The following is a 22,892-nucleotide window of genomic DNA, read 5'->3' on the forward strand; positions in this document are numbered from 1 at the left end:
GTACTCGGCTTTTTCACACCCCTATATCGTCAGATTTTGTTGCAGCGAACATTCCTCTTTTTCAACTACCAATTTTCCAAGATAAGCATAAACAATTTTGACGATCACAGACAATAAAAAACGGGTGTAAAATAGACTGAAGTTCATTCTCTCGTGCGAGAAATTCCTTCAGTCTGGCCCAAAAGCACGCACAAAATTTACATATTTAATATTAAAATTCTATCGAGTGATCTTCATTAAATCGGGTGTCGCTTGTATCGTGTCTCGTTTAGAGCATGCATCTCCGTTTTTTTCACGTTTCTGGTTTTCTCCTGCCGCATTACAGATATCGCTTGCCAGCACACCTATGTCAAAATCATCTACCAAGAACGTTTCGTCCAAGTCAGCGGGAAGTCTTACCTTATCCACAATATCTTTTTCTATCTCATGAAGACGGTCAAGCGGGAAGTTGAGCCAGAACCCCTCGTATTTTGTCGGTAACTCCATGTATTTTTCAATTTCACTACGACGCTCAATAGACATGTTCTTGTAGTAAGTATACCGATTTTTAAAATAGAAATGAACAACTTGGAGTATTTTATACTTATCACGAGCCACACGAAGTCTTACACCAAAGGAATCCCCATTTTCCTCGAGAAATATTAATTCTTCCCGAGATAAATGATCATGCACTATTTTTCCAATTTGCTGCTCAAAACCAGCAGCTGGTAAAAGCATTATATATCGATTAGGAATCTCCTTCACTGTAGTATCAGGATTGTTAATATTTCTGAGCGTCCAATTTCTCTTATCTTCTTTTATTTCGTAAGTCACGTTTTTCGCCTTCACGATACCAATCTTATGCTTTTGAGCCACCAAGATTCCAGAAATTAATACGAATGCTAATAATAAAATAATTTTTTTCATACGTTACTTTTTATCAGATTAATAATGTTTGGAAAATAATATGTATTTGTGTCACGAATAGAAAACCATCCCTCTCCTTGATACCCTGATAAACTTTCCAAGATATCCAAAGCATCATTATACAATTTATTAAACTTTTCTTGGTTAATACCCTTCCGAAGCATTCCCGTATTTTCATCTATATAATTATCAGCTATGTCGCGTATTAGTTCGGAAAATGCGGGATTAATCAGCATTGCACCTTTTGAACCGCCTGCATTTTTAGCATATAAATATTGTGCCAAATATGCTTCTATTTCATTATTTCTACTTTTAAGAGGGGATTGGTTTTCATTCTGTAAGATGTGAACAAACTCGTGAAATAGCAATTCATCTCGATAAGGGAATTCTAACGTGTAGGGGCTATAATAAATTTTTCCTCCACCGGCAAATCCCATTTTCATCGTTCCCACGTCGGCAAAATCTGTATTTACTTCAAAATAAATGTAAGGTTTCTCCTTGCTTATAAGTTTAAGTAATTTGCTTCCCAAGGTAGTCATAGATATATATGTCACCGAATTTCCCAAAACTGCAGGATAGCCTACTTTCAGCAACTTATCAACATCAAATTCACTAGGATAATTTAAAGATTGGAACTCGGGTAAAGTTAGGACATGCTCATCAAGTTCCAGCTCGGGATTCGCACAATTCCAAACAATGCTCCCGAGAAAAATTACCAGTAAAAATTTTAGATTTTTCATAAGTTGTAGGTTTATGACATGTTATTTCTTACCTTCCTCGACCGTTCGTTTAAGACACTTCTCTTCGGTTTCCTCTCTATTCTGATTTTCCTCCGTTGCGTTACAGATATTGTCTGTACTCAACCATATCTCAAAATCATCCACTAAATATGTTTCTTTCAAGTCTTCAGGTAGTTTTACCTTATCCACGATGTCTTTCTCTATCTCATGTAGACGTTCAAGAGGGAGATTGAGCCAGACCCCCTCGTATTTATCGGGCAATTCCAGCGTCTCCTCGGCTATTCTACGATGCTTTGGGGAAAGATTCTGGTAAAAGGCATACCTATTCCTAAAACTGAAATGAACGACTTGTAATAATTTGTATTTATCACGATCAACCCTTAGGCATACGCTAAAACTATCAAACGTTTGAGCAAGGAGTGCCAATTCTTCCGGCAACAAATGGTCGTGCACGATTCTTGCTATTTGTATGCTCACGCTAAATTTTGATGTAAACATTGCATTTCGTTTGGGTATCTCTTTTGTCGTGGTGTCGGGATTGTTGATATTCCTATATGTCCAAATACCTAGTTTTTTATCTTCTTTTATTTCGTAAGTCACGTTTTTCGCCTTCACGATACCGGGTTGGTACTTTTGGGCAAACAAAACGCTAGAGAGCAACAAAGTTACTACTAATAAAATAGTCTGTTTCATACTTTATATTTTAAAAGTTTTACAAGATTCGGTAAACTATAATCTAAATAATCGGAAAAATACCCATTCTCGTTACTATACGAAGGGTGACCTTCTAAATAAACCAAAGCATCAAAATAAAGACCTCGAAATTTAGCCTCGTCTTTTTTATCTCGAAGTTCCCCCGTGTTCTCGTCAATTAAAGAAGCCATTTGTTTTATTAAATCGCCAGAACACTCATCAATAGGTGGTGCTATCGATGAACCTCCCTTGCCTCGTGCATACAAAATTTGTGCAACATACGCTTCAACCTCGTTGTTCCTACTTTTAACGGGAGAATTATTGCCATTTTGTAAAATATGAAAGAATTCATGAAATATAATTTCATCACGAAATTCAAATTCTATAGCACTAGATGAGTAATATATTTTCCCTCCTCCTGCAAATTCCATTTTCACTTCCCCATTTTCTGTAAAATTGTACTTTTCTACAAAATAAATATAGGGTTTTCCCGTGTTTATAATATTTAATAGTTTGAATCCCATCGTATTCCAAGACATGGAACTCACGGATGCTCCAAATTCAGGGGGATAGCCAGTTTTTAATAATTTATCAATATCGAATTTACCAGTAAAGTAAAAGGATTTGACAGAAGGCAATTCTCCATCCTCATCCCCTAACCCGGGATTCGCACAATTCCAAACAATGCTTCCGAGAAAAATTACCAGTAAAAATTTTAGATTTTTCATAAGTTGTAGGTTAGGTTAGTGAATGATGTTATTTTTTATCTTCCTCGACAGCCCGTTTCATCAAATCGAAACCGTCCACGGCGTAAGTACGTGTTTCATCGAAGTTATACCCGGAGGGATCTAACTTCTCACTCATGGCCATGTTGTACAATTCTTTTTGCATTTTGGCTGACAACTTCACGTAAACCCCAGCAGATACCATAAATTTCACGGTCAAGACTTTCCCTGTTTTGTCTATATAGAACGTCACCCACAGACCGCCCCCCTCTGTGGCTGCTACTTGTTTCAATATTTGCTTTAACTGATCTGTCAGCATTTTTCTTACACACTTTTCCCTCCAAGCACTCCGTTGCGCAACTTTCTCTTTCTCCTGAACCAGTGGAGCAACCTTTTCAGGGGTAAAAGTTTCCCCGAATAGTTTATTGAAATGTTTGATTCTAACTTCAAATGAATCTCCTGTTTCATCTAACGATTGTGTTTCAAGTTTTTGCGCATAAACACCCGCAACACAAAAACAAATACCTAGTAGTAAAATGAGTTTTTTCATAGCTTAATATTTAATTATTATAATTCGTGTTTCTATCATCCAAATAGTATATTTATTATATACATGACCAAACGAGGCATAAACGAAACTTGATAATCACTATTTTTATACCCTTCCCAATCCTTGATCCAAGCATGAAATTGGAAGATTCCGGGACCGCTCAACATCAAACGTCCTTCTATTGATGATTGAACTATTTCCTCCATAAACTCGTCATAGCTTTCCCCGGCTTCTCCGGCAGGCCTGCCGAAATACTCTCTCGGATCCTCCAGCATGCTTTTCCTCTTAAACACGTTTAATATGTCCAAAACAATGGCAACCTCGTACTCGTAATTCCGCATTCCCGCTGCTAAATCCATGTTATAGCCCAGCACCAAATCCTGCACGACATGCAATAACTCATGTTGGAAATAGAAAGATTTATCTACCTCAAAATATTCTTCAGCGAAAAAGATTGTACCTTGTTGATAATATGACATCGAATCTTTATTCAGTGTTTTATCGATTCCTATCTCGATTTTTACTTGTCTTAGTCTAAATTCATCCCAGATTTTATACCATACCGGAGAAGAAGCAGGTATTACATAATCAAATTCACTTCGGAAATGTTTTTCTTGATCTTGATTCAACGCACACTTGTTTCCCGAAAAATCGAATCCGCTATAAGGAGCATAGAATTGCGCAAACAAGTAATCCCCCGGAGCGCGAGATCCGATGAATGCAGGTTCTTCTCCCAGAAGCAAATTATCTTCTTTTTGACATCCCCACAACACCGCAATTCCTATACACAACATCAATATCTTTTTCATACCCGGAAATTTAAATCAACCCTTTTTGTACCAAATCACAAATATCAAAACTAATGGAAGTAGTTAAATTCGGTTTTTCGAAGAAAAAGTATTCGGTCAAGAACGGTATTTTCTCTTTCTTTATGTTTTGGTAAAACTCCTTCACCTGTCGAACCATCAATTTTTCGTATATTTCTGTCGTAATCCTAAACCGCACTCTCAAGATATCACCTTCCGCATTCGCATAACAAGTGACCCAAAAACAATTGAATACATCATCATGTCCTTTTTGCATGAATTCTTTAATTATAGTCAACATCTCCTCTGGGACAAATTGCTTTACCCACCGGGCTGCCCACTGTTCTTTTTTTTGGTCAAATTCACGTTTTTGTTCTTCTTGTGTTTTACCTAAAGGTACTAGTATCCTAAAAGCATCGTCACGACAATTGCAAGTATCAAGAACAATCACATGTCCCCCGCAAAGTTTTTTATACCTTTCCGGATCGATATCCTTATCCTCGAACACCTCGCCAATAACCACCCGGAGGGGGTGCAAAGTAACGGTATCTCTATAATTATCGTGAAACGATGGCCGATAAAGATTTTTCATCTCTATCACGCATTTTTTATCTTGTTCCGATTCTTGAGCGTGAACACCCGCAACACACAAACAAATGCCTAGTAGTAAAATGAGTTTTTTCATGGCTTCGTATTTAATTATTAATGCAGTCTTAGATTAGTCCTGTTTTCTTATTTTTTCCCCAACAACTCCGCAATCTTTTTTTCCAGAGCCTTCCCCCGGAGATTTTTAGCGACAATGCGGTTATTCTCGTCCAGCAATACCGTGTGGGGAATGCCCCGGACAAGGTAACGGGCGGCAATTCCCTGTTGTTCGTCCATGATGTTAGGCCAAGTCATTTTCTCGTCCTTCATGGCTTTCAGCCAGTCAGGGACTTTCGTGTCCAGCGACACGCCAATGATCTCCAAGCCCGCTTCTCGGTATTTCTTGTAGATTTTCACCACGTTGGGCATTTCCTGACGACAGGGACCGCACCACGATGCCCAAAAGTCCACTAGTTTCACTTTCGCCTTGATCCCGTGAAGGGAAATCGTTTCGCCTCCCGACGTGATTCCCTTGAAGTCTGGCGCCACGGAACCCGGCTCCACTTGCTTGAACACGGCTAACTGTTGGACGATAGCCTGACCGTAAGGACTGTTTTTTGCCGTTTCGCCCAACCCGTCGTAAACGGCTTTCAACGAGGTGTAATCCATTTGCCCCATGCCGGAAGCGATCACGAAAGCCGTCACTGGCGAATCCTTGTAGGTTCGGAACAATTCTGCCTGTTTCGCCCCCGCTTCTTCCATCACTTTCTGGAACTGCTGTTGCAACGTTTGCAGTTTCATCTGGTTCTGCTGCGCATAAGCGGCTCTAGTTTCCTGCTCCATAAGCATCTTCTTTCGGGCGATAGTCTGGTTGATCGCGTTATATTGATTCAAGATCTTTTGGGATTCCCCACCTCCCAGTACCTCGATTCCACTCTCTCCCGCCACTATGGTGTATTCCAAGTTCTCGAGCATCAACGTGGCTACCGGTTGTTGCTCCGCCGTCAATATATAGGCGAGAACCAGTCCGTCAACCCGTCCTGCAAACTCGAAATCACCGTTCACCATCACCGCCTCGTCCAATTTAACCAACCCTTCCGATCCACTTGCCGCCAAAACGAGGTTTCCCTCGAGAGTTCCTCCCAAGCGTCCCGTGATTTTAAAACCTTCTTGTGCCACGCTCGCCATGAACGTGCAAACTACCAGCAATATAGATAATCCTATTCTTTTCATGATCTTCATTAATGTTATTCGTTTATATTCTTAATTACCCCAGTTCCCAACCACGGGAAAGCAAAAGAATCTTTAGGTTTTCTTTCGTATTGCTCTTTATAATATTCTTTTTCCTCTCTGAAACGACCTGTAATCAAGTCTGTAACCGAAAATGTTATTTGACCAATTCTTTCAGGACGTGAACTAAAATCAAAAAAATCTGAAGCCTTAACTTTTTCTTTCATCAATCGACTGAATGTTTCCTTCAACCATTTTTCAGGCAATAACTCATAAATAGGTTTTGAGATAGTGAAACCTACTGTAAACACCTTCCCTTCTTTATCAAAACTAACTTCTATAAAAAAATCTTTTGATAACAAAACTGAATCTTTCAATCTTCTTTCGATCTCTTTCGTAGATATTTTATCTTTTACTTTTTCAATCCATTTTTTCCGATTCTCTGAAAAGTTTGAAGTTTTATCTGATTCATGCAAAGATCGAATATAACGCAACAATTGTTCCGGTTCATTTTTTATCTTCAAGTCCCAAATATAAACAAGGACATTATCAGGAGTAAGATAATACCCTCCCTGCGTAATCCAAAACTCTTGAGCATGTAATACAGAAATAAAACAATAAAAACTGAAAAATAAAATCACCTTTTTCATAGTTAAATACCTAAAAATAAATATCATTCCTGCGGTTTATTTTCACGCATTAAACCAAATCCTCCCCCACCACTATTGTGACATTCAAATTCGCCTCGTATATGACCATTAACCAAATCGTTAACTGGAATCGTTATCATCGCTGACCTTTCTCGATAGCTACCAAAATCATAAAAATCCGAAACATTGATTTTCTCCTTCATCAATCGGTTAAAAATATCTTTCAACCAATTTTCAGGCAAAAGCTCATAAATGACTTTATCAATCACGAAAGACACCGTCAACATATTTCCTTCATGATCAAAATGGACTCCAATTAAAAATATTTTTGCCCAAATAACCGAATCCTGTAAGATTCTTTCAAGTTCTTCCGAGAGTATCTTACCCTTGATATCAATTATCCATTCCTCCCTGTTTTTTTTAAAATCAGGAACTCTATCCATTGGTCCACAGATCCGAGTGAAACGATTAAAAAGATTGGTATCTTTGTTAATTTTCGAATCTGTAATGACAAACATCATACTATCCGCATTACGGTAATGTACATATTTACATAGATCAAACTCTTGGGCTTGTACGTAAAAAAAAGAAACTAAAAAAACAACGAATAAAATTATCCTTTTCATAACTCGAATATTTAAAATCAGAAACTAAACAATGGTATCAATTGAGGATAAAACAAAAGATCAAAACTCGTATACAGATATTCTGAATTATCCCACCCTTGAACCCACTCATTAAATGATTCTAGAGCTTTATTTTGTAAATTCCTCATACTAAGACAAAATAACCATGCATTATATGAATCTAAATGACTGGCACGTGGACGAAATTTATACATTTCATGGTTCTGCTCACAAGCTCTATATTCCAAAATATCCCGAAAAACCCGAACCTCGAACTCCACGTTTTTACGTGCTTTTTGCATAGCGGAATAACCGTAAAGTATATCTTGAGCGGCATGCAAGATTTCCTCCAGAAGCCTTTCCGGTTCGATACAATATTCATACTTGAAAGAAATCGTATAAGAATCATATGATGCATCGCCAACAATACTCGAGTCCATTTTAAACATGATGGGACCCCGCATCCCCATGATATACTCGATAACTTTTTCCAACTCGGGGTATCTCGCTTCCAAGTAGTACAAACTTTGTAATAAAAGGAAACGTTGTCCATCATTTAGCGAGGAACCAGAAGCAATAATTCGGGCTATTCTGCCATCTGCCTCGTGAAGTGCAGCAATCTCCTCACCTTCAATATCCATAAAGGGCTCTTCTAATAGAGATTCTTGACAACCAAGAAAAAAAATGACAGGCAAACTTATTCCTAATAGCAGAGGCTTTTTCATCGTTCATTAGTATTAAATTGCCATTCAGTAAAACACAGACACCCTAGCTATACTCATGGGAACTAATGTTACCAAAGTGTCTGTCATATACCTTCTGTCAATTATCCATATTCGTTTTTTTGAATATTTATCAAGAAATTCTTTCTCGTCTTCTTGTCGCATACGAGGAAACTTTTCGTCTAAATCAATAGGCTTAATTTGAGATAAGAATTTTCTCGATAACGTTACTATTTTCATGTCATCACGGAATATTATCTTCATTTGTTCGTCTGCATGACCTTGTTTTAATTGATAATGAGAAAAGCAAAAACTTATTCCTTTAGATTTTGACTCTACCTCATAGAGTATAAGAGATGAAATTACACCTGTCGTGTCAACCGTGTTCTCATATCGATAGATTCCCTCTGATGTTGCTATAGAGTCAGATGTTAAAATGACAAATACATCATTCTCCACATCAGGCATTTTCACGCTATCTTGCTGCTCGTTAATGAATGAATGAAAGTTTTCTTTATTCATATCCGTATTCTCTGCTTTTGCTGTAATAATGCCAACGACACAAAAACAAATGCCCAGCAGTAAAATAAACTTTTTCATGACTCTATAATTTAATTATTACAATTCAATTCCAATCATTCAAACAGCATATTTATCATACACATAACCAAACGAGGCATTAACGAAGCTTGATAATCACAATCTCTATACCCACCCCACTCATTAATCCAAGCATGAAACTGGAAAGTATCAGAATTCACCATCAATCGCCCTTCTATGGATGATTTAACTATTTCTTTCATAAACTTATCATAATTTTCACCAGCTTCTCCGGCAGGTCTACCGAAATATTCTCTCGGATCATCCAGCGTACTTTTTCTACTAAACACGTTCAATATATCCAAAACAATAGCAACCTCATACTCGTGATTCCGCATTCCAACTTCTGAATCCATATCATACCCCAACACAAACTGCTGCACGACATGTAACAATTCATGTTGAAAATAAAATAATTCTCTCTTTATATAATCTTCGTTGAAAAAAATCGTACCTTGCCGATAGTATGCTCCAGAATTTTTATCTAATGTTTTATCGATTCCAATCATGACCTTTACTTGTCTTAGTCTAAATTCATCCCAGATTTTATACCATACCGGAGAAGAAGCTGGTAGATAAATATTAAAAGAATGTGCTAAATGATTCATTTCTTCTGTTGTAAGGGCTCGTTTGTTTTCCCACGGGAATATAGATCCACTATAAGGGATATAGAATTGACTAAACACGTAATCTCCGGGAGCCCTCGATCCGATAAATTCCGATTCCTCGTGCAAAAATAATTCGTGTTCTTTCTGACATCCCCACAATACCACAATTCCTATACACAACATCAATATTTTTTTCATGGTTCAAAATTCAAATTAATCCTTTTTGAATTAAATCACAAATATTAAATTCAATAGAAACAGTCGTATCCGGTTTTTCTAAAGGGAAATATTCCGTCAAGAACGGTATTTTCTCTTTCTTCACGTTCTGATAAAGGTTCTTCACCTGCCGAACCGTCAATTGCTCGTATATTTCAGTCGTAATCATAAAACGAACACTCACAATATCACCTTCTGCATTTGCGTGACAGGTAACAAAAAATGAATCGTAGTATTCCGCATGCTTTTTTTGCATGAATTTTTTAACCATATTCACTACCTCATTCGGAACAAATTGCTTTACCCATTGGGCCGCCCATGTTTCTGTCTTTTGCTCAAATTCTTGGCTTTGTTCTTCTGCTGTTTTCCCTTGAGTAGCGTACATTCTGAAAATATCTTCACCACTACGACACGTATCACAAATCACAACAAAACCTCCACAAGATTCTTTATAAAGCTCCGGCTTACAATCCTTAAATTCAAACATCCCATCAATATATACTTCTAAAGGATACAAGGTAACAGTATCTTGATACTTGGAATGAATCGATTTTCGATAAAGGTTTTTCATCTCTATCACGCATTTCTTATCTTGTTCCGATTCTTGCGCATAAGCTCCAACGACACAAAAACAAAAGCTTAATAATAAGGTGAGTTTTCTCATAGTTTCATCGTTTAAATATCAAACATTAGGTAGAAGAGAAGATTCTGTCAAAAGCCCAAAAGGCTTTTGACATATCTTCATGAATTCAAAACGTGGAATTAACTCTAATACAAACCGATTTCAGCGACTCTCGAGGCGAAATACTGACCGAAAGTACCGGCGTTGATACGCACTTGCACGTACCGGTATGAACCATTTTTTACTTCATCCGTGAAATCAACATCATTGATTTCACCTTTCGTCTTACCGATCGTGGACTCCTCCAGATAAGTAGCAATCTTCCAGCTCATCTGGTCATTTGACACGTAAATTTTAATCATCTCCGGTGCTAGAGAAATCGCATCTTCATTATCGCTATAATTCGCCTGCACGAAACGAAGACCATTGATCCGCTTGCTCTCTTTCAAATCAAAAGTCAATTCATAAGTAAGATAACTTGACGTGTACATAGGATTCCAATTCGTGTTATAATTCCCGTCGATCAGGTTTTCCAAACGAGAGGGAATATTTTCATCATCTGCAGGATACATGTCGACTTTTGCATCACTTAAATCAATCATATTTCTTACTGGAATTTCAGTCACTCCTTTCTCCACCAGTAAGTTATCATCAAGTCCTTGGAAATGCTTGTTATACCGTTCTACGGTCAACCCGTTCAATTCCTTCAACACTTTTAAAGCAAAATTAGAAGCAGCTTTTTCGCTAATAGCACTTTGCCCGTAAACGGTATCGACAGCGGCCTCCGCGGAACTGAAATACCGCCTTTCGCCCAAGACAACCTTATTGAGGTTGGGGAAATTCAATAGATCGATAAATGAAGTCAAACTCCAATCCAAGTACAACGTTTCCCGTTGCTCTATCCATTCAACGGGGATCTCTTCGAAACCGAATTGACGTTTTAATTCTCGTTTAAAATCAGCCTCAAATGTCTTCACCGTAGAGAAAACGTAAGGCTCAAAATCAATCACATCCTGACAGCCGATCAGTTCTCCATTACGATACAATGTCAAGGGTTCATTAGCATCGATCTCGTCCGGGAGCAAATGGAAAAGCTTATCAACCAATTCTTTATTCAATACCAGATTTCCGGCCGAACCGTCTTTCTTCGTGTATTTCAACGAGGCTGACCGCATATTGTCTTGCCAGCCTAAGAAAGAAAGAACTAAACGATCGCGAATAATATAGATCTTGGAAATAATCCTGTTAAAAGATCTAATATCTTCATGATCGTACGTGTAAGGACGCCCATAGACAATAACAGGAATAGAAGTTTTACCATCGGCAGCCACGCTGCTAATGGCAATTTCGTAGTTCCCATCCTCCAATTCTTCGCCATTCAATTGCTTGATATTATACTCCGCTACTCCACGCTCCAAAAAAACGGAATCTTTCACCTCGTCCAATGCCCATTTCACCTTAACTTTTTCAATACAAGGATCCGTATTATTTTGCCAAGTCACAATGATGCGTTTCCACCCCGGGGTAACCAACGGATCGGTACATTTCCCCAGATAACGGATCTCTCCTTCGCCCGCGTATTCCTTATAGGTATCTTCCAAACTTTCGTTATCGCATGCTACAGCAAATGCCGACACGCAGAGCAATATCTTGATATATTTATTCATTCTCATAACTATTATTCTTTTTCCGTGTAAATTTCCAACTCATGAAATTGCACATAATTATAAGGATTGTGATTATTTATATTCCCCCCGGAATACGGATATTTAAACACCTCATCAATCACCATTTTCACGTATCTATATCCATCCCCCTGTTCTATGGCAGGAATGATCACTTCCATAAATACCTCGGGTGAAGCTTGTACCTGCTGTATCGTACGAGGTGGATAAATATTTCTAGCGGGATAAGTCCATCTCTCTTTCTCCGGAAGATTCTTGTCCTCTTTGAACGAGCCTAATTTTACCCAACCCTCTTTACAATCTATTGTCTCGAATGTGGATGCAACTTGTCCATCATCTTTCAATCCGTAGATAGTTACCTCGCATGGCAATTCATTGCCATTGTCTCCATAACAAAGATTCATTCCCCCCTCTGTACTAGAATCCTCCCAATAACCACGTCTCCCCAAGTATTCGCTATGATATACAGCATATAATCGCACACTACTTAATACGCGATTTTGCTTCAAATCCATATACATGGGTACCGCATCTTCTCCCGCAGAATTAGGACCGGCTATGAACGAACAGGCTTTGCCTCGGTTCTCCTCCAAAGCGAGAATTTCCCCCTTCTTATCTCCATCAAACAAATATTCTGACCCCAGCTTGTGCTTTTCGTGTACAATCACTCGATCACAGAAAAACGTGAAATTATCCGGATTCAGTTTGCCCGACACAAGGGATTTCACGTTCGGCCATACTTTTTCATCCACGATATAACCCCTGAAATCCTCCGCACGGACAACGATGGTAGGATCCTTGATGTCTTGTTGCATCTTGTAATTAATGATCTCATTTCCATCCGTTTCTTCCAACAAGAAGCTGCTAACTAATATAGTATCCGGCAATTGACTTTGCGGATCGATCCCAAGGTAAAATACATGAGCCATACCCGTTGCATTTGCCGGGTTATTAAACCGTAAAGAAAAACCTTCCCAATTTGCAAAAATTTCAGCACTTTTCAAAAAAGTCACGGGAGCAGAATCTTCCGTGGAAAAAGTCACGTCAAAAGATTGAGATTTTCGATCATTATAAAAGCACAGGTTGACTTGTGCCGAAACGTTCTCCTTTTTCTCGTTGAAACCGACCAACTGCAACGAATCGCAAGTTGTCCCGCCAACCCGGAGCATCTCCTGTCCCCAAGCATCGTTGTAGCGTACTTCTAAACCGACGATTTCAGGATCAGCCGGAAGTTTATAGCGCATCACGGCACCTCCCGGCACGGGTGTGAACGAAAATGCCTCTGACGGCTGCAAATCGACATGCACTATTCCGGACTCATCGTCATTACAGCCCAAAAGTCCCAATATTAGTAACGAAATGAATAATAAATTCTTCATAGTCAATTAATTTTACATCATTAATCTACAATTTAAAATTGTAAATTCACAATTATTTTATCACCACCCGGGATTTTGTACAATACCGGATACCAAAATCTCTTCTGCCCGTATAGGGGTAAAATAATCTTTCGGAACTTCAAACTTGCGTTTCTTCCACACGACGATAGGTTGCCCCCCCTGAGTTTGACAATAAAAACCTTCTCGGGTAGGGGAAAGTACATTCCATCCGTACTGCGGAACATTCAATTCCTTCTCTGCTGTCATCCAACGGCGCACGTTCCAATAACGACGACCTTCAAAAGCGAATTCGATATTCCATTCTTGTTGGATGATATCGCGTAATCCCGCTTGCGTGCCCACTTTGTCCGGGTTTTTCGCATAAGTATTCCAAGCATCGCGTACCTTGGGTATACCAGCCCGTTCGCGCACTTCATCCAAATAATTATATACCTTTTCGCTCGGTCCGTCGCATTCGTTCCATGCTTCTGCGGCGGCCAAATAAAGTTCTGCCAAACGAAATATATATGCAGGAGCCACAACACTAGACATATTATTTATATATGTACTGGTTTGAATCTCGGAACTAATCCATTTTTTTATCCAGTAACCGGTAACATTTTGTGCGCTTGTCTCATCCAAACGCTTAAACCTAGAACCGGTTTCTTCCCCTTGTCGATTTTTCATGGGTAAAGCTTTATATTGAGCTGAACCGTATGAAGCGACTTTCCGGTACCATAACATACGATCACCCGCAATCATAGCATAGAATCGCGGTTCACGATGACGGTGCAAACTTAAAACCTCTTCATCTAGAGGAAGAACATTCCGATATTTTTCATCCACCTCTTTCGTGAAAGCATATTGAGAGGCCAACCATTGGCTATCCTCGTCGATGGGTAGTCCATGATCCGTGTAAAACATCTCGACCATTTTCATCGGTGCTCCCAAACATCCGTAACTATTCCAACAGTAGTATTCGGTATATTGGGCATCTGAAGCAAAATAACCATAAAAAGGATATTGCATATCAGAATTCTGTGTATTTACCATATATATCGCTTCCTTACAATCATATCCATCCCCGATCCACGTACGTTCAATATTTTTCATCGTGTTTAATAACGGGGATGGACGATCTCCGCTTCCGGATACTAAATTTTTACCAGCCATATCGCAAAACATAATCGCCGAATCACAAGCTAGAGCCGCTCTTCGCCATTTTTCCTTGTCATAATCGGGGAATAACTGTTCATCGGCTTTATTCTTGAAGTTTTTCATCGACACGTTACCATTGAACAAAGGAGAAGCGGCATACAACAATGTCAAAGCTTTCAAGGTCGCCGCGGCTTCCCGATTGAAAAACAGAACATGTTCGTCCTCTTTCTGGTTCATTTGCGGTAAAACCGGTATAACTTCATCACACAATTTCACGATAGCTTCCACGCATTCATCTATCGGACGCCGTGTCTTTTTCATCGTTTCGATACTTGCATTCGGAAGAATATTCTCATCAATAAGGATAATCGGACCGTAACGACGCAATAAATCGAAATAATAGAAAGCTTTCACCGCTTTCACTTCTGCCGACCAAATCTTCTTTTCTTCATCTGTCATATTATAAACATGATCGATGTTTTCCAAAAAGATATTACAATAACGAATGGCCGCGTAATGTCCCGATCTGTGCCAAACGTTACCGTAAGGAGATTGTGCCATCTGCAAACCGTCACCTATTTTCAACATATCCGCATAGCCATAAGTAAATGTTGCGTTGCGGGCATTATCACCGCCACAAAATTCATCCGCACCGAAAAAAGCCGGATTATTACGTCTGCTTGCCACATCAGCCTCCAATGCGGCATAACATGTCTTGAGCCATTCTAAAGCATCTTCTCTTTTCTCGAAATTGGTCTCAATCGTTTCAATGTCATTTTCCGGAACGACATCTAGATATCCCTCACACCCAGCAAGAAAAACCGATGTAACGAATAATAAGCCATGTAATAAATATTTCTTTATCATACTTGTTTTAGATTTAGAAACTAACATTCAATCCCACGGAATAAGTCCTTTGAATAGGATAATTAAACCCGTTTTCACCCAATTCCACGTCCCAAACCTTGAAATCGGTAATACAGAAGGGGTTATTCGTGCTAAACGTCAGTTTTGCCGTATGTAATTTTAACGCGTCCAACCATTTCCGGGGTAAATTGTAAGCCAAAGATATCGCCGTGCAACGCAGAAAACGACATTCACGCATGAAATAAGTGCTCTTTCGTACTTCGGCATTCTCTTGGTCATACCAATTTTCCATGGGATTGTGCTCCGCTATTGAATTAGGAGAAAGTCTCGGCCAGAATGTTTTTTTACGCATGTTGTCCTCCGACCAGTGATCGTCGGCAATGGCCTTTAACATGGCATGGTTATTGACAAAGGGACTCAGTGCCACGGGATCCATGAAAAACGTACGTTTCCCCGAGCCTTGGAATGAAAAACTGAATTCCACGTTTTTATAATTCAAGAAACCGCTGAAACCGTATACCAACCGGGGATTTTCGGGATAACCGATAAACACGGCATCGTTCACGTCAATCACGTTATCCCCGTTAATATCGCGGTATTTGATATCCCCCGGCATCACATCGCCATCCTGCCGCGGGGAATTATTGATCTCGGCTTGATCCCTGAAAAGTCCCTCGGCAATGTATCCCATTGCCTGACTGATATCCTTACCGGGTTTACGTTGCCATTCCGGTTTGTCTCCGGCCTCCTCAATCGCCTTATAAGTAACTTTATTGTAAGTCAACGTACCGTTCAAGATAAACCAAAGATCGTTGTTGAATGAATGTTGAATCTTCCCGGAAAGATCTACTCCGCGGGAACGAGTTTTACCAACATTGTCCAAAGGAGGGACCTCGATACCCATATGTGCGGGGATAATCGTACGTTGCGATATGATGTTGTGCCGTATTTCCTGATATATATCTGCCTGCAATTCCACGATACCATTGAAAAACTGTGTTTCGATACCAAAATTGGTCGTTTCGGCTATTTCCCATTTGATATTCTCGTTAGGATAAGCTTCTACTATTTTACGATAAAAAGCTTGCTGTGGATTTCGTATCCAATCTCCGGATGTTTGTAATTGCGTTTTTCCTATTTTAGGTATATACACATAACGGGGAGTAGATATGACTCCATCGTTACCGACCCTACCATACGAAAGGCGAAATTTCAGGTAAGGTAATATTTTAGAAAGAGGGCGCATCCAATCTTCACTGGAAACCACCCAAGCTCCCCCGAAAGAAGGGAAGAAGCCCATGCGATTGTTCTCCGCAAAACGTTCCGATCCATTGTACGCCCCGCTGGCTTCGATAAAATAACGGTCTTTATATCCATAAGAAGCACGGAATGAATAATTCAAGTTACGCTGGGGTTGCCCTTCCAACACGGCCTCTATCGGATTGAACGTACGTTCGTACATTTGAAATACCCCGGTCAATGAAGTTTGGTGGTCTCCCCATGCAGCACTATGATAAAGGCGTCCCTCGTAAGTTATCCGCGTATCAGTTGTAGAGTTTTTGGACCCCACATCTAGGGTTCTCTTGCTTCGCATATTTCCATCGTTGGGATTGGGTACCAAAACGTGCTTGCCGGTCTCTTGATTATAATCACTCATGTAATAGTAATAAGGTCTTGTTGAAAAACCTTGATCATACAATCCACTTTGTACCAGAGATGCGCTCAGCCTCAACTCCAACCCCTTGAGCAATGCGGATAAATTTTGAATATACTCCACTTTATTAATCGTAGAATAACGGGTTCGTTCAACGTATCCTTGTTGCACCAAAGCATAGGGGTTTAAATTCGTCTGATAACCATCAGTACCAGCCGATGTTGTACCGAATCGGATGTGAGGCCAATTATATTTATCGTCTGCCGGATAAGTTGGGGCAAAATCCACCGGCGAAGCGTTAAAGGCAAGAGAATAGGCCGTTTTTGTATCTACCATGGGTCCATGATACCGATCTAATGTAGCCGAGGCATTAACCAGAAGTTTGATCCCGGCATGCAAATTTATATTCAAATTCGTGCGGAACGTGAATTGATTGTTCGTGATGTTGCAGTCAAACTGGTTCAAACGATCCGTCTTCAACAAACCTTGGTCGCGATTGTAGTTAACGGAAGAGTAATATTGGACAACTTTCGAACCGCCGCGAATAGTAAGTCCCGCATGATGATTGATATTCCTGTTCTTGAACAACACATCGTACCAATCATTTGCAGGATATACCCACGAGGGATACTTCCCGGAAGCCGTCCGGTTGATACGCTCCACGCTATATTTAGGAGTCCCGGAATTGGAACGATTCATGATAGCCTGATTGTAATACTTCATGTAATCAATAGGATTTACCACATCGATCTCTTTTGTAGGTTCACTAACTACCATCTCGTAACGGGCTGTCGTGTACACGTCCCCCTCTTCACCTTTCTTAGTTGTTACCAAAATAACCCCATTCGCCCCGCGAGCACCATACATGGCTGTAGCTGAAGCATCTTTCATCACACTAAAACTTTCGATATCTTCTGGGGCAATGCGAGCCAAATCCAATTTGGAACTTTCCACTCCGTCCAACAAAATCAATGGATCCGTATTTGCGTTAGAATTAAAAGAGGTGATACCGCGGATGTAAAATTTTGTATTCATCTCATCCTCCGTCAATGCCGCTGGTAGCCCACTTGTTTTCCAGCCGATAATACCCGCAATCTTTCCTACCATTCCAGCGGTAAGGTCACTACTGGATGTCTTCAAATCCATGGGACGAACCGTCGTGATAGAACCTACCACGCTCTCTTTCTTCTGCGTACCGAAAGCCACAACTGTTACCTCTTCCAAGTTTTCTTCCGTGGGATTCAAGGATATATTAACTCGCGTTTTTCCCTTGATTTCAATGGTTTCCGTTTTATACCCGATAAAAGAAACTTGCAAAATATCTCTGGGCCCGGCTGCTATCGTGAAACGTCCGTCAGCATCAGAAACCACACCATGCGTTGACCCGTGAAGAACAATAGTTGCCCCGGGGAGAGGGTTACCTTTCTCGTCAAATACCCTACCATTTACGGAAAGCACTGCTGCCTGCTTAACTTCTTTCTTTTTAATAATAACAGTTTCTTTCTCGATAACGTATTCCAACCCTCTCGGAGACAATAAAGAATCCAAAGCCTGTCTAAGCTGAACATTCTTTAGCTGAATGGTCACGGAATTAAAATTACGCAACTCATCGGAGTTAAAAAGAAAATTGTACTTCGTCTGTACCCGCAGTTCTTCAATTGCTTTAACCAATGAAACATTCACGAGCTCCAAGTTCACCCGGGGTTCCGTTTGAGCCTGCGACACGTAAACAGAGGAGCAACATATCAATAGGCAAAGCCCCCATTTCAATATCTTCTCCTCCCAACGGGGAACAAGTCCCCAAATTTTTCGTCGATTTTCTCTCATAAAAATTAATATTAATGTGACATTTATAAAATGCGATATCCCAAGCGAAAAAAACGGACCAACGTCTCCTTCGCCACAATCGCTGTTAATCATTGTAATTGAATTGTTTTTTATACTAAAAACTTTTTTCTAAGGATCCCGAATTACTTTTTGTCGATTTTTTTTCATAGTTTTGTGTTATTAATGTGACTGTTGAAATATACAGAGACTTTTACACGAGAGGTGGACCAACATCTCTCGTTGTCTTTTACTGCTTTTTAATGATTACTTTTCCCCCAACTATTTCATAAGTTACCTCCCCCATTCTGGAAATTACTTGTAAAGCTTCTTCCAAAGTTTTAGCCCGATCCATATAAATATGAAATTTCATATCCTGCAATTCCAAAGCATCGTACTCGATCTCAGTATCGTACCAGCGGGATAATGCTCTCACGATTTGCTCTAGGGAAGCATCCTTGAAAACAAACTCCCCGTTTTTCCATGCCAACACGGACATCATATCCGCCTCACGCACGGAAAGCATGCGATCCACGGAAGAAATCTCGCATAGTTCACCGGGATGCAAAACCACAGAATCCCGACCGGAAGAAATCTCCACTTTCCCCGAAACCAAGGTAGCAAAAGTATTTTGTCCCAAGTACGCTTGCACGTTAAACCGAGTTCCCAACACCTTCACTTTTCCCCCTTGAAATTCCACGAGGAAAGGGCGGTTTTCATCCCGGGCAACATCGAAATAGGCCTCTCCGCTTAAAAATATTTTTCGTTCCGTTCCCACAAACGTGTTCGGGAATCGCATGCGAGTTTCCGAATTCAAGATCACGGTTGTCCCATCGACAAGAGTCAAGGTGTATTCCCCACCACGGGGCACAATAATTTCATTGTATTCCACCACGGGCTCCGATAAAGTGTCAACAAATTGTTTCTGTCCCTGCACTGAACTTGTCGCTTTCACCTCGAAGCCGGGAACATCTGCTTGTATAGTTTCAGATGAAGACAACTCGTGAGAACTGCCGTCCGGTAAAATTAACTTCACCCCCTTGGCATGAGCAACCTCCAAAGGTTGTACCCGCTTCAACACATTCTCCTCTTTTAGCGTTTCCCACCACAATATCAATCCTGCAACAGCTGTCACACATGCAGCCACAGAAATCCAACGTCGCAAAACAACCATCCGACGCTTCTTCCGGGACTGAGACACTCGTTGCCACATTCGCGCCACTCGTCGGGATTCCTCCCCGATTCCTAACACCTTACCCCTGTAATACTCTTCCGCATCCTTCAGAAACCGTTTCCTTTCCTCCGCTCCTTCCATCCAGACTCTCACGTCTTCCCGCTCTTCCTCGGAAGCCTTACCCGAAACTACCCGTCTGATTTTATCTATTTCCATGATTTTTCATTGTCTTTATTATTAAGACAACGTTAGGGAAAAATGGGGGACAAAAAATAATTGAAAATTGAAAGTTGAAAATTGAAAATTACTTTACACGATTGATAACAAACAAGTTAATTAGATAATATTTTTTCTATTATTAAAAAACGGATTAATAGATATTCCCTATTTCTTTTCGGAGTACTTGTATAATCTCGTCTGGAATTTCGTTTTCACGAGCTATTGACGGGAAATCAGCTATCACGGCACGTACTCTCTCTATCAACTCTTTGGGGTTTCGGATATCATTTCGGGCAGCTACTTCCAACAAGTCCGCAATAGTTATCTTGTCATCCTTTCCATTAACAAATAATGAATGCCTATTCACATACGCCGGAGCCGATGTATCAACCGCAAAGGTAAGATCGTAAGCCGGGGATAATCGCCACGTTCCGGTATTATCCATACAAAACGAGAAATTTTTGGAGTGATCATCGACATTTCGGGCTAGAACATTAAAAACCAAACGCAAGAATTGCTGTTCACTATCTTTATAAGGCAACCGTAATCGACGAATCACCTCGAACAAATCATCATAATCATCAGCCCCCGGGGCCATTGCCGCCAACGTTTGGGTATGAATACGTTCATTCCCCACACGATCGAAACGTTGCGTGAGAAAATGCGTTACTCCCTCGTATTGTCGAAGCATAGAAGGCATCATCTCTATTCCCGCTATCACAGCCATCCTGTAATAAACATATTCCATTCGAGCAAATGGAAACGAAGAGCCGTCATCATATTTAAGAATATAATGGATAAAACCTTCCGGCACTTCAGTTTGTCCTGATTTTACCTCGGCTGTCCGTGGGTTAACCGCCACGATTGCTTTAGGACGTTTTCCCCCGGGAGAGGTTCCAAGTTTTACCAACTCCTGCCACAATACAGAACATTCTGATGTCAAAGTAATCTTTTCCCTTGACGATAGTACTTCTCGTGCAAAATCATAAAGTTTTTGCACATCTACATCAAAAGCTTTATCACTTCCCAAATCCTGCGCCGGTTCAAATTCCAATGCCCCCATAGCACGAGAACCAATAAAAGAAAGCTGATCCACGGGTGTCACATCCGAACTACGAATGCCATTATCCCGCATCCATGCCTTAAAAATAGAATTTCCCCAATGGTCAGGCAAAGCATCAGCCAACAGAGGTGGAAGTCCCTGATAAAGTTTATCTGTATTTCCCGGCCAAACCATATTACGACGAGTACGTTCACTTGTTAACGGCATGGTCAGCGGAGCTAACTCCCTACCGTCTGCAACATAAGCGTCATCATACTGAAAAAACGCACGACGACTTTTTTTGTCCCACGAAACATACCCGACGGTACGTCCCCAGAGTATCACTTTGACTACATTCATTTTCATTGCTTATGCCTTTTTTGTGCTCTTTCAAAAAGTGCTTTCGGACTCTCCGGCAAATCGGGCAACAATGCCTCCATTTGCTCTAACTGTTCAATAGCACGCATCATGGAGATAAATATTGTCAGTGACAATCCCACCCCCGTACCCTTTTCAAAAGAACTGATCGTAAACACGCTAATCCCGGTCTTTTCAGCCAAAACCTTCTGCGTGTATCCCATTCGCTTCCTGTATTCCTGAAATCTTCGCCCTAGCGAAGCTGCTATCTCCCGATTACTATATGCATAAATATCCTTCTCCATAAAAACTCGAACTTTCCACAAATATAGATATTTCTTTATTTAATAGCAAATATCGGACAAAAATATAGATATTTCTATTCTATCTTGACAAGTTCACTTACCGCATATAGAGGCAAATTAACTAACCATTTTTCTTTCCGGTAATCAGACTGGTACATAAACTCGGCGGAGTTTTCGTACAAATATACACTTTTTCGGCGGAGTTTCTGTATGCAAATATAAATCACAAAAATCAAGAATCGCTAAATCACAGAATAGACGCACGTCTCGCGCAGTCCCCAATCATAAATCTAAAATCATAAATCTAAAATTAAATCGTTCCCTTCAAGATCATAAACGCATAGAGTAACGGCAAGGATTCCCGGATAAATTTGTAAGCTCGTTTCACGTGGGTATGGACGGATGTTTCCGAGATATCAAGTTCACGAGCGATCTCTTTGTAACTCATGTTCCGGAATATCTTTAGTTCCAATACTTTTTGTTGTTGGTCGGGTAATTTTTGCAGGCACTCTTGAACTTTCTCGAACAAGGCGCTGTTATCCTCGTACTCCAGCGTACCGACGTATATCAATGCTTCCGTCAGTTTCGTCCGGTTAGAATCTTCCACTTGGAGATGTTTATAATAATTCAGACAAGAATTTTTCACGGAAGAATAAAGATAACTGCTGATATTGGTTTCATCCGGCAGAGAAGCAGCCATTGACCACAGGTGCATAAAAGTATCCTGCACGATATCTTCTGCCGTATCTGCATTCATGGTATAGGCTAAAGCGAACCTGTATAATTTGGGACTCATCTCCCGAAATACCTGTTCGAAAACCTCACTTGAATTGTCCTTCAATCCTTTAACCCAATCCTCTTCTGCTATGTCACGCCCGTCATACCTCATTATTGGAATAAATATTTTTCCAAAAATAGAGAAAGTTTCCCTTTCACCAAAATCTTTGAC

General features: G+C 40.2%; 22 protein-coding genes. All 22 read right to left on the reverse strand.

The annotated features are described in order from the left end of the window. Positions 1 to 219 precede the first annotated feature (219 nt). On the reverse strand, positions 220 to 906 hold the full coding sequence (locus tag ACK8P8_RS17600; RefSeq protein WP_303179910.1) for a hypothetical protein: 687 nt from the start codon (positions 904 to 906) through the stop codon (positions 220 to 222). Further along, positions 903 to 1,646: a hypothetical protein gene (locus ACK8P8_RS17605; RefSeq protein WP_369858746.1), complete on the reverse strand. Its 744-nt coding sequence runs from the start codon at positions 1,644 to 1,646 to the stop codon at positions 903 to 905. Before ACK8P8_RS17605 ends, ACK8P8_RS17600 begins: the two co-directional genes overlap by 4 nt. Positions 1,647 to 1,667: 21 nt before the next feature. Next, complete coding sequence (locus tag ACK8P8_RS17610; protein WP_369858747.1) at positions 1,668 to 2,339, reverse strand: hypothetical protein; 672 nt, start codon at positions 2,337 to 2,339, stop codon at positions 1,668 to 1,670. Next, positions 2,336 to 3,067 (reverse strand): hypothetical protein, encoded by a 732-nt coding sequence (locus ACK8P8_RS17615; RefSeq protein ID WP_369858748.1) that lies wholly within the window; start codon positions 3,065 to 3,067, stop codon positions 2,336 to 2,338. Before ACK8P8_RS17615 ends, ACK8P8_RS17610 begins: the two co-directional genes overlap by 4 nt. 28 nt (positions 3,068 to 3,095) lie before the next feature. Then, on the reverse strand, positions 3,096 to 3,614 hold the full coding sequence (locus ACK8P8_RS17620) for a hypothetical protein (protein ID WP_369858749.1): 519 nt from the start codon (positions 3,612 to 3,614) through the stop codon (positions 3,096 to 3,098). A gap of 35 nt (positions 3,615 to 3,649) precedes the next feature. Further along, positions 3,650 to 4,423: a hypothetical protein gene (locus ACK8P8_RS17625; RefSeq protein WP_369858750.1), complete on the reverse strand. Its 774-nt coding sequence runs from the start codon at positions 4,421 to 4,423 to the stop codon at positions 3,650 to 3,652. Positions 4,424 to 4,433: 10 nt separating this feature from the next. Further along, the gene (locus tag ACK8P8_RS17630; protein ID WP_369858751.1) at positions 4,434 to 5,105 is read right to left on the reverse strand and encodes a hypothetical protein; all 672 of its coding nucleotides are present in this window, start codon (positions 5,103 to 5,105) and stop codon (positions 4,434 to 4,436) included. A 47-nt stretch (positions 5,106 to 5,152) separates the two neighbouring features. Next, entirely contained in the window at positions 5,153 to 6,238 is a 1,086-nt protein-coding gene (locus tag ACK8P8_RS17635) for a redoxin domain-containing protein (protein ID WP_369858752.1), read from the reverse strand. Positions 6,239 to 6,252: 14 nt separating this feature from the next. Continuing rightward, positions 6,253 to 6,885, reverse strand: a complete 633-nt coding sequence (locus ACK8P8_RS17640) for a hypothetical protein (RefSeq protein WP_303180793.1) — start codon at positions 6,883 to 6,885, stop codon at positions 6,253 to 6,255. Positions 6,886 to 6,908: 23 nt separating this feature from the next. Then, positions 6,909 to 7,511 carry a hypothetical protein gene (locus ACK8P8_RS17645; RefSeq protein ID WP_303180795.1) on the reverse strand — a complete coding sequence of 201 codons (603 nt, stop codon included), beginning with the start codon at positions 7,509 to 7,511 and terminating at the stop codon, positions 6,909 to 6,911. A gap of 17 nt (positions 7,512 to 7,528) precedes the next feature. Next, a complete protein-coding gene (locus ACK8P8_RS17650; protein ID WP_303180797.1) occupies positions 7,529 to 8,236 on the reverse strand; it encodes a hypothetical protein in 708 nt (235 codons plus the stop codon). A 24-nt stretch (positions 8,237 to 8,260) separates the two neighbouring features. Then, positions 8,261 to 8,833 carry a hypothetical protein gene (locus ACK8P8_RS17655; RefSeq protein ID WP_303180799.1) on the reverse strand — a complete coding sequence of 191 codons (573 nt, stop codon included), beginning with the start codon at positions 8,831 to 8,833 and terminating at the stop codon, positions 8,261 to 8,263. Between the two features lie 35 nt (positions 8,834 to 8,868). Then, positions 8,869 to 9,639 (reverse strand): hypothetical protein, encoded by a 771-nt coding sequence (locus ACK8P8_RS17660; RefSeq protein ID WP_303180800.1) that lies wholly within the window; start codon positions 9,637 to 9,639, stop codon positions 8,869 to 8,871. 10 nt (positions 9,640 to 9,649) lie between these two features. Beyond that, complete coding sequence (locus ACK8P8_RS17665) at positions 9,650 to 10,321, reverse strand: hypothetical protein (RefSeq protein WP_303180801.1); 672 nt, start codon at positions 10,319 to 10,321, stop codon at positions 9,650 to 9,652. Between the two features lie 104 nt (positions 10,322 to 10,425). Beyond that, a complete protein-coding gene (locus ACK8P8_RS17670; protein ID WP_303180802.1) occupies positions 10,426 to 11,952 on the reverse strand; it encodes a DUF4998 domain-containing protein in 1,527 nt (508 codons plus the stop codon). A 5-nt stretch (positions 11,953 to 11,957) separates the two neighbouring features. Then, a complete protein-coding gene (locus ACK8P8_RS17675; RefSeq protein ID WP_369858753.1) occupies positions 11,958 to 13,343 on the reverse strand; it encodes a DUF4959 domain-containing protein in 1,386 nt (461 codons plus the stop codon). Between the two features lie 60 nt (positions 13,344 to 13,403). Then, positions 13,404 to 15,368, reverse strand: a complete 1,965-nt coding sequence (locus ACK8P8_RS17680) for a RagB/SusD family nutrient uptake outer membrane protein (RefSeq protein WP_303180805.1) — start codon at positions 15,366 to 15,368, stop codon at positions 13,404 to 13,406. Between the two features lie 13 nt (positions 15,369 to 15,381). Continuing rightward, positions 15,382 to 18,849, reverse strand: coding sequence for a TonB-dependent receptor (locus tag ACK8P8_RS17685; RefSeq protein WP_303180806.1), 3,468 nt, complete (start codon positions 18,847 to 18,849; stop codon positions 15,382 to 15,384). A 247-nt stretch (positions 18,850 to 19,096) separates the two neighbouring features. Then, positions 19,097 to 20,236 (reverse strand): FecR family protein, encoded by a 1,140-nt coding sequence (locus ACK8P8_RS17690; protein ID WP_303180807.1) that lies wholly within the window; start codon positions 20,234 to 20,236, stop codon positions 19,097 to 19,099. 154 nt (positions 20,237 to 20,390) lie between these two features. Further along, positions 20,391 to 21,647 (reverse strand): type II toxin-antitoxin system HipA family toxin, encoded by a 1,257-nt coding sequence (locus tag ACK8P8_RS17695; protein WP_303180808.1) that lies wholly within the window; start codon positions 21,645 to 21,647, stop codon positions 20,391 to 20,393. Next, positions 21,644 to 21,943, reverse strand: coding sequence for a helix-turn-helix domain-containing protein (locus tag ACK8P8_RS17700; RefSeq protein WP_227217793.1), 300 nt, complete (start codon positions 21,941 to 21,943; stop codon positions 21,644 to 21,646). The genes ACK8P8_RS17695 and ACK8P8_RS17700 overlap by 4 nt, the downstream gene beginning before the upstream one ends. A gap of 310 nt (positions 21,944 to 22,253) precedes the next feature. Continuing rightward, positions 22,254 to 22,832: an RNA polymerase sigma-70 factor gene (locus ACK8P8_RS17705; protein ID WP_303180809.1), complete on the reverse strand. Its 579-nt coding sequence runs from the start codon at positions 22,830 to 22,832 to the stop codon at positions 22,254 to 22,256. Positions 22,833 to 22,892 lie beyond the last annotated feature (60 nt).

It is taken from the genome of Butyricimonas muris, from assembly GCF_046365375.1.
Taxonomy (GTDB): Bacteria; Bacteroidota; Bacteroidia; order Bacteroidales; family Marinifilaceae; genus Butyricimonas; species Butyricimonas muris.

Excerpts from the sequence above, each read along its gene's own strand:
- ACK8P8_RS17600 (WP_303179910.1), bottom strand. The coding sequence starts at position 906 with ATGAAAAAAATTATTTTATTATTAGCATTCGTATTAATTTCTGGAATC.
- ACK8P8_RS17605 (WP_369858746.1), bottom strand. The coding sequence starts at position 1,646 with ATGAAAAATCTAAAATTTTTACTGGTAATTTTTCTCGGGAGCATTGTT.
- ACK8P8_RS17610 (WP_369858747.1), bottom strand. The coding sequence starts at position 2,339 with ATGAAACAGACTATTTTATTAGTAGTAACTTTGTTGCTCTCTAGCGTT.
- ACK8P8_RS17615 (WP_369858748.1), bottom strand. The coding sequence starts at position 3,067 with ATGAAAAATCTAAAATTTTTACTGGTAATTTTTCTCGGAAGCATTGTT.
- ACK8P8_RS17620 (WP_369858749.1), bottom strand. The coding sequence starts at position 3,614 with ATGAAAAAACTCATTTTACTACTAGGTATTTGTTTTTGTGTTGCGGGT.
- ACK8P8_RS17625 (WP_369858750.1), bottom strand. The coding sequence starts at position 4,423 with ATGAAAAAGATATTGATGTTGTGTATAGGAATTGCGGTGTTGTGGGGA.
- ACK8P8_RS17630 (WP_369858751.1), bottom strand. The coding sequence starts at position 5,105 with ATGAAAAAACTCATTTTACTACTAGGCATTTGTTTGTGTGTTGCGGGT.
- ACK8P8_RS17635 (WP_369858752.1), bottom strand. The coding sequence starts at position 6,238 with ATGAAAAGAATAGGATTATCTATATTGCTGGTAGTTTGCACGTTCATG.
- ACK8P8_RS17640 (WP_303180793.1), bottom strand. The coding sequence starts at position 6,885 with ATGAAAAAGGTGATTTTATTTTTCAGTTTTTATTGTTTTATTTCTGTA.
- ACK8P8_RS17645 (WP_303180795.1), bottom strand. The coding sequence starts at position 7,511 with ATGAAAAGGATAATTTTATTCGTTGTTTTTTTAGTTTCTTTTTTTTAC.
- ACK8P8_RS17650 (WP_303180797.1), bottom strand. The coding sequence starts at position 8,236 with ATGAAAAAGCCTCTGCTATTAGGAATAAGTTTGCCTGTCATTTTTTTT.
- ACK8P8_RS17655 (WP_303180799.1), bottom strand. The coding sequence starts at position 8,833 with ATGAAAAAGTTTATTTTACTGCTGGGCATTTGTTTTTGTGTCGTTGGC.
- ACK8P8_RS17660 (WP_303180800.1), bottom strand. The coding sequence starts at position 9,639 with ATGAAAAAAATATTGATGTTGTGTATAGGAATTGTGGTATTGTGGGGA.
- ACK8P8_RS17665 (WP_303180801.1), bottom strand. The coding sequence starts at position 10,321 with ATGAGAAAACTCACCTTATTATTAAGCTTTTGTTTTTGTGTCGTTGGA.
- ACK8P8_RS17670 (WP_303180802.1), bottom strand. The coding sequence starts at position 11,952 with ATGAGAATGAATAAATATATCAAGATATTGCTCTGCGTGTCGGCATTT.
- ACK8P8_RS17675 (WP_369858753.1), bottom strand. The coding sequence starts at position 13,343 with ATGAAGAATTTATTATTCATTTCGTTACTAATATTGGGACTTTTGGGC.
- ACK8P8_RS17680 (WP_303180805.1), bottom strand. The coding sequence starts at position 15,368 with ATGATAAAGAAATATTTATTACATGGCTTATTATTCGTTACATCGGTT.
- ACK8P8_RS17685 (WP_303180806.1), bottom strand. The coding sequence starts at position 18,849 with ATGAGAGAAAATCGACGAAAAATTTGGGGACTTGTTCCCCGTTGGGAG.
- ACK8P8_RS17690 (WP_303180807.1), bottom strand. The coding sequence starts at position 20,236 with ATGGAAATAGATAAAATCAGACGGGTAGTTTCGGGTAAGGCTTCCGAG.
- ACK8P8_RS17695 (WP_303180808.1), bottom strand. The coding sequence starts at position 21,647 with ATGAAAATGAATGTAGTCAAAGTGATACTCTGGGGACGTACCGTCGGG.
- ACK8P8_RS17700 (WP_227217793.1), bottom strand. The coding sequence starts at position 21,943 with ATGGAGAAGGATATTTATGCATATAGTAATCGGGAGATAGCAGCTTCG.
- ACK8P8_RS17705 (WP_303180809.1), bottom strand. The coding sequence starts at position 22,832 with ATGAGGTATGACGGGCGTGACATAGCAGAAGAGGATTGGGTTAAAGGA.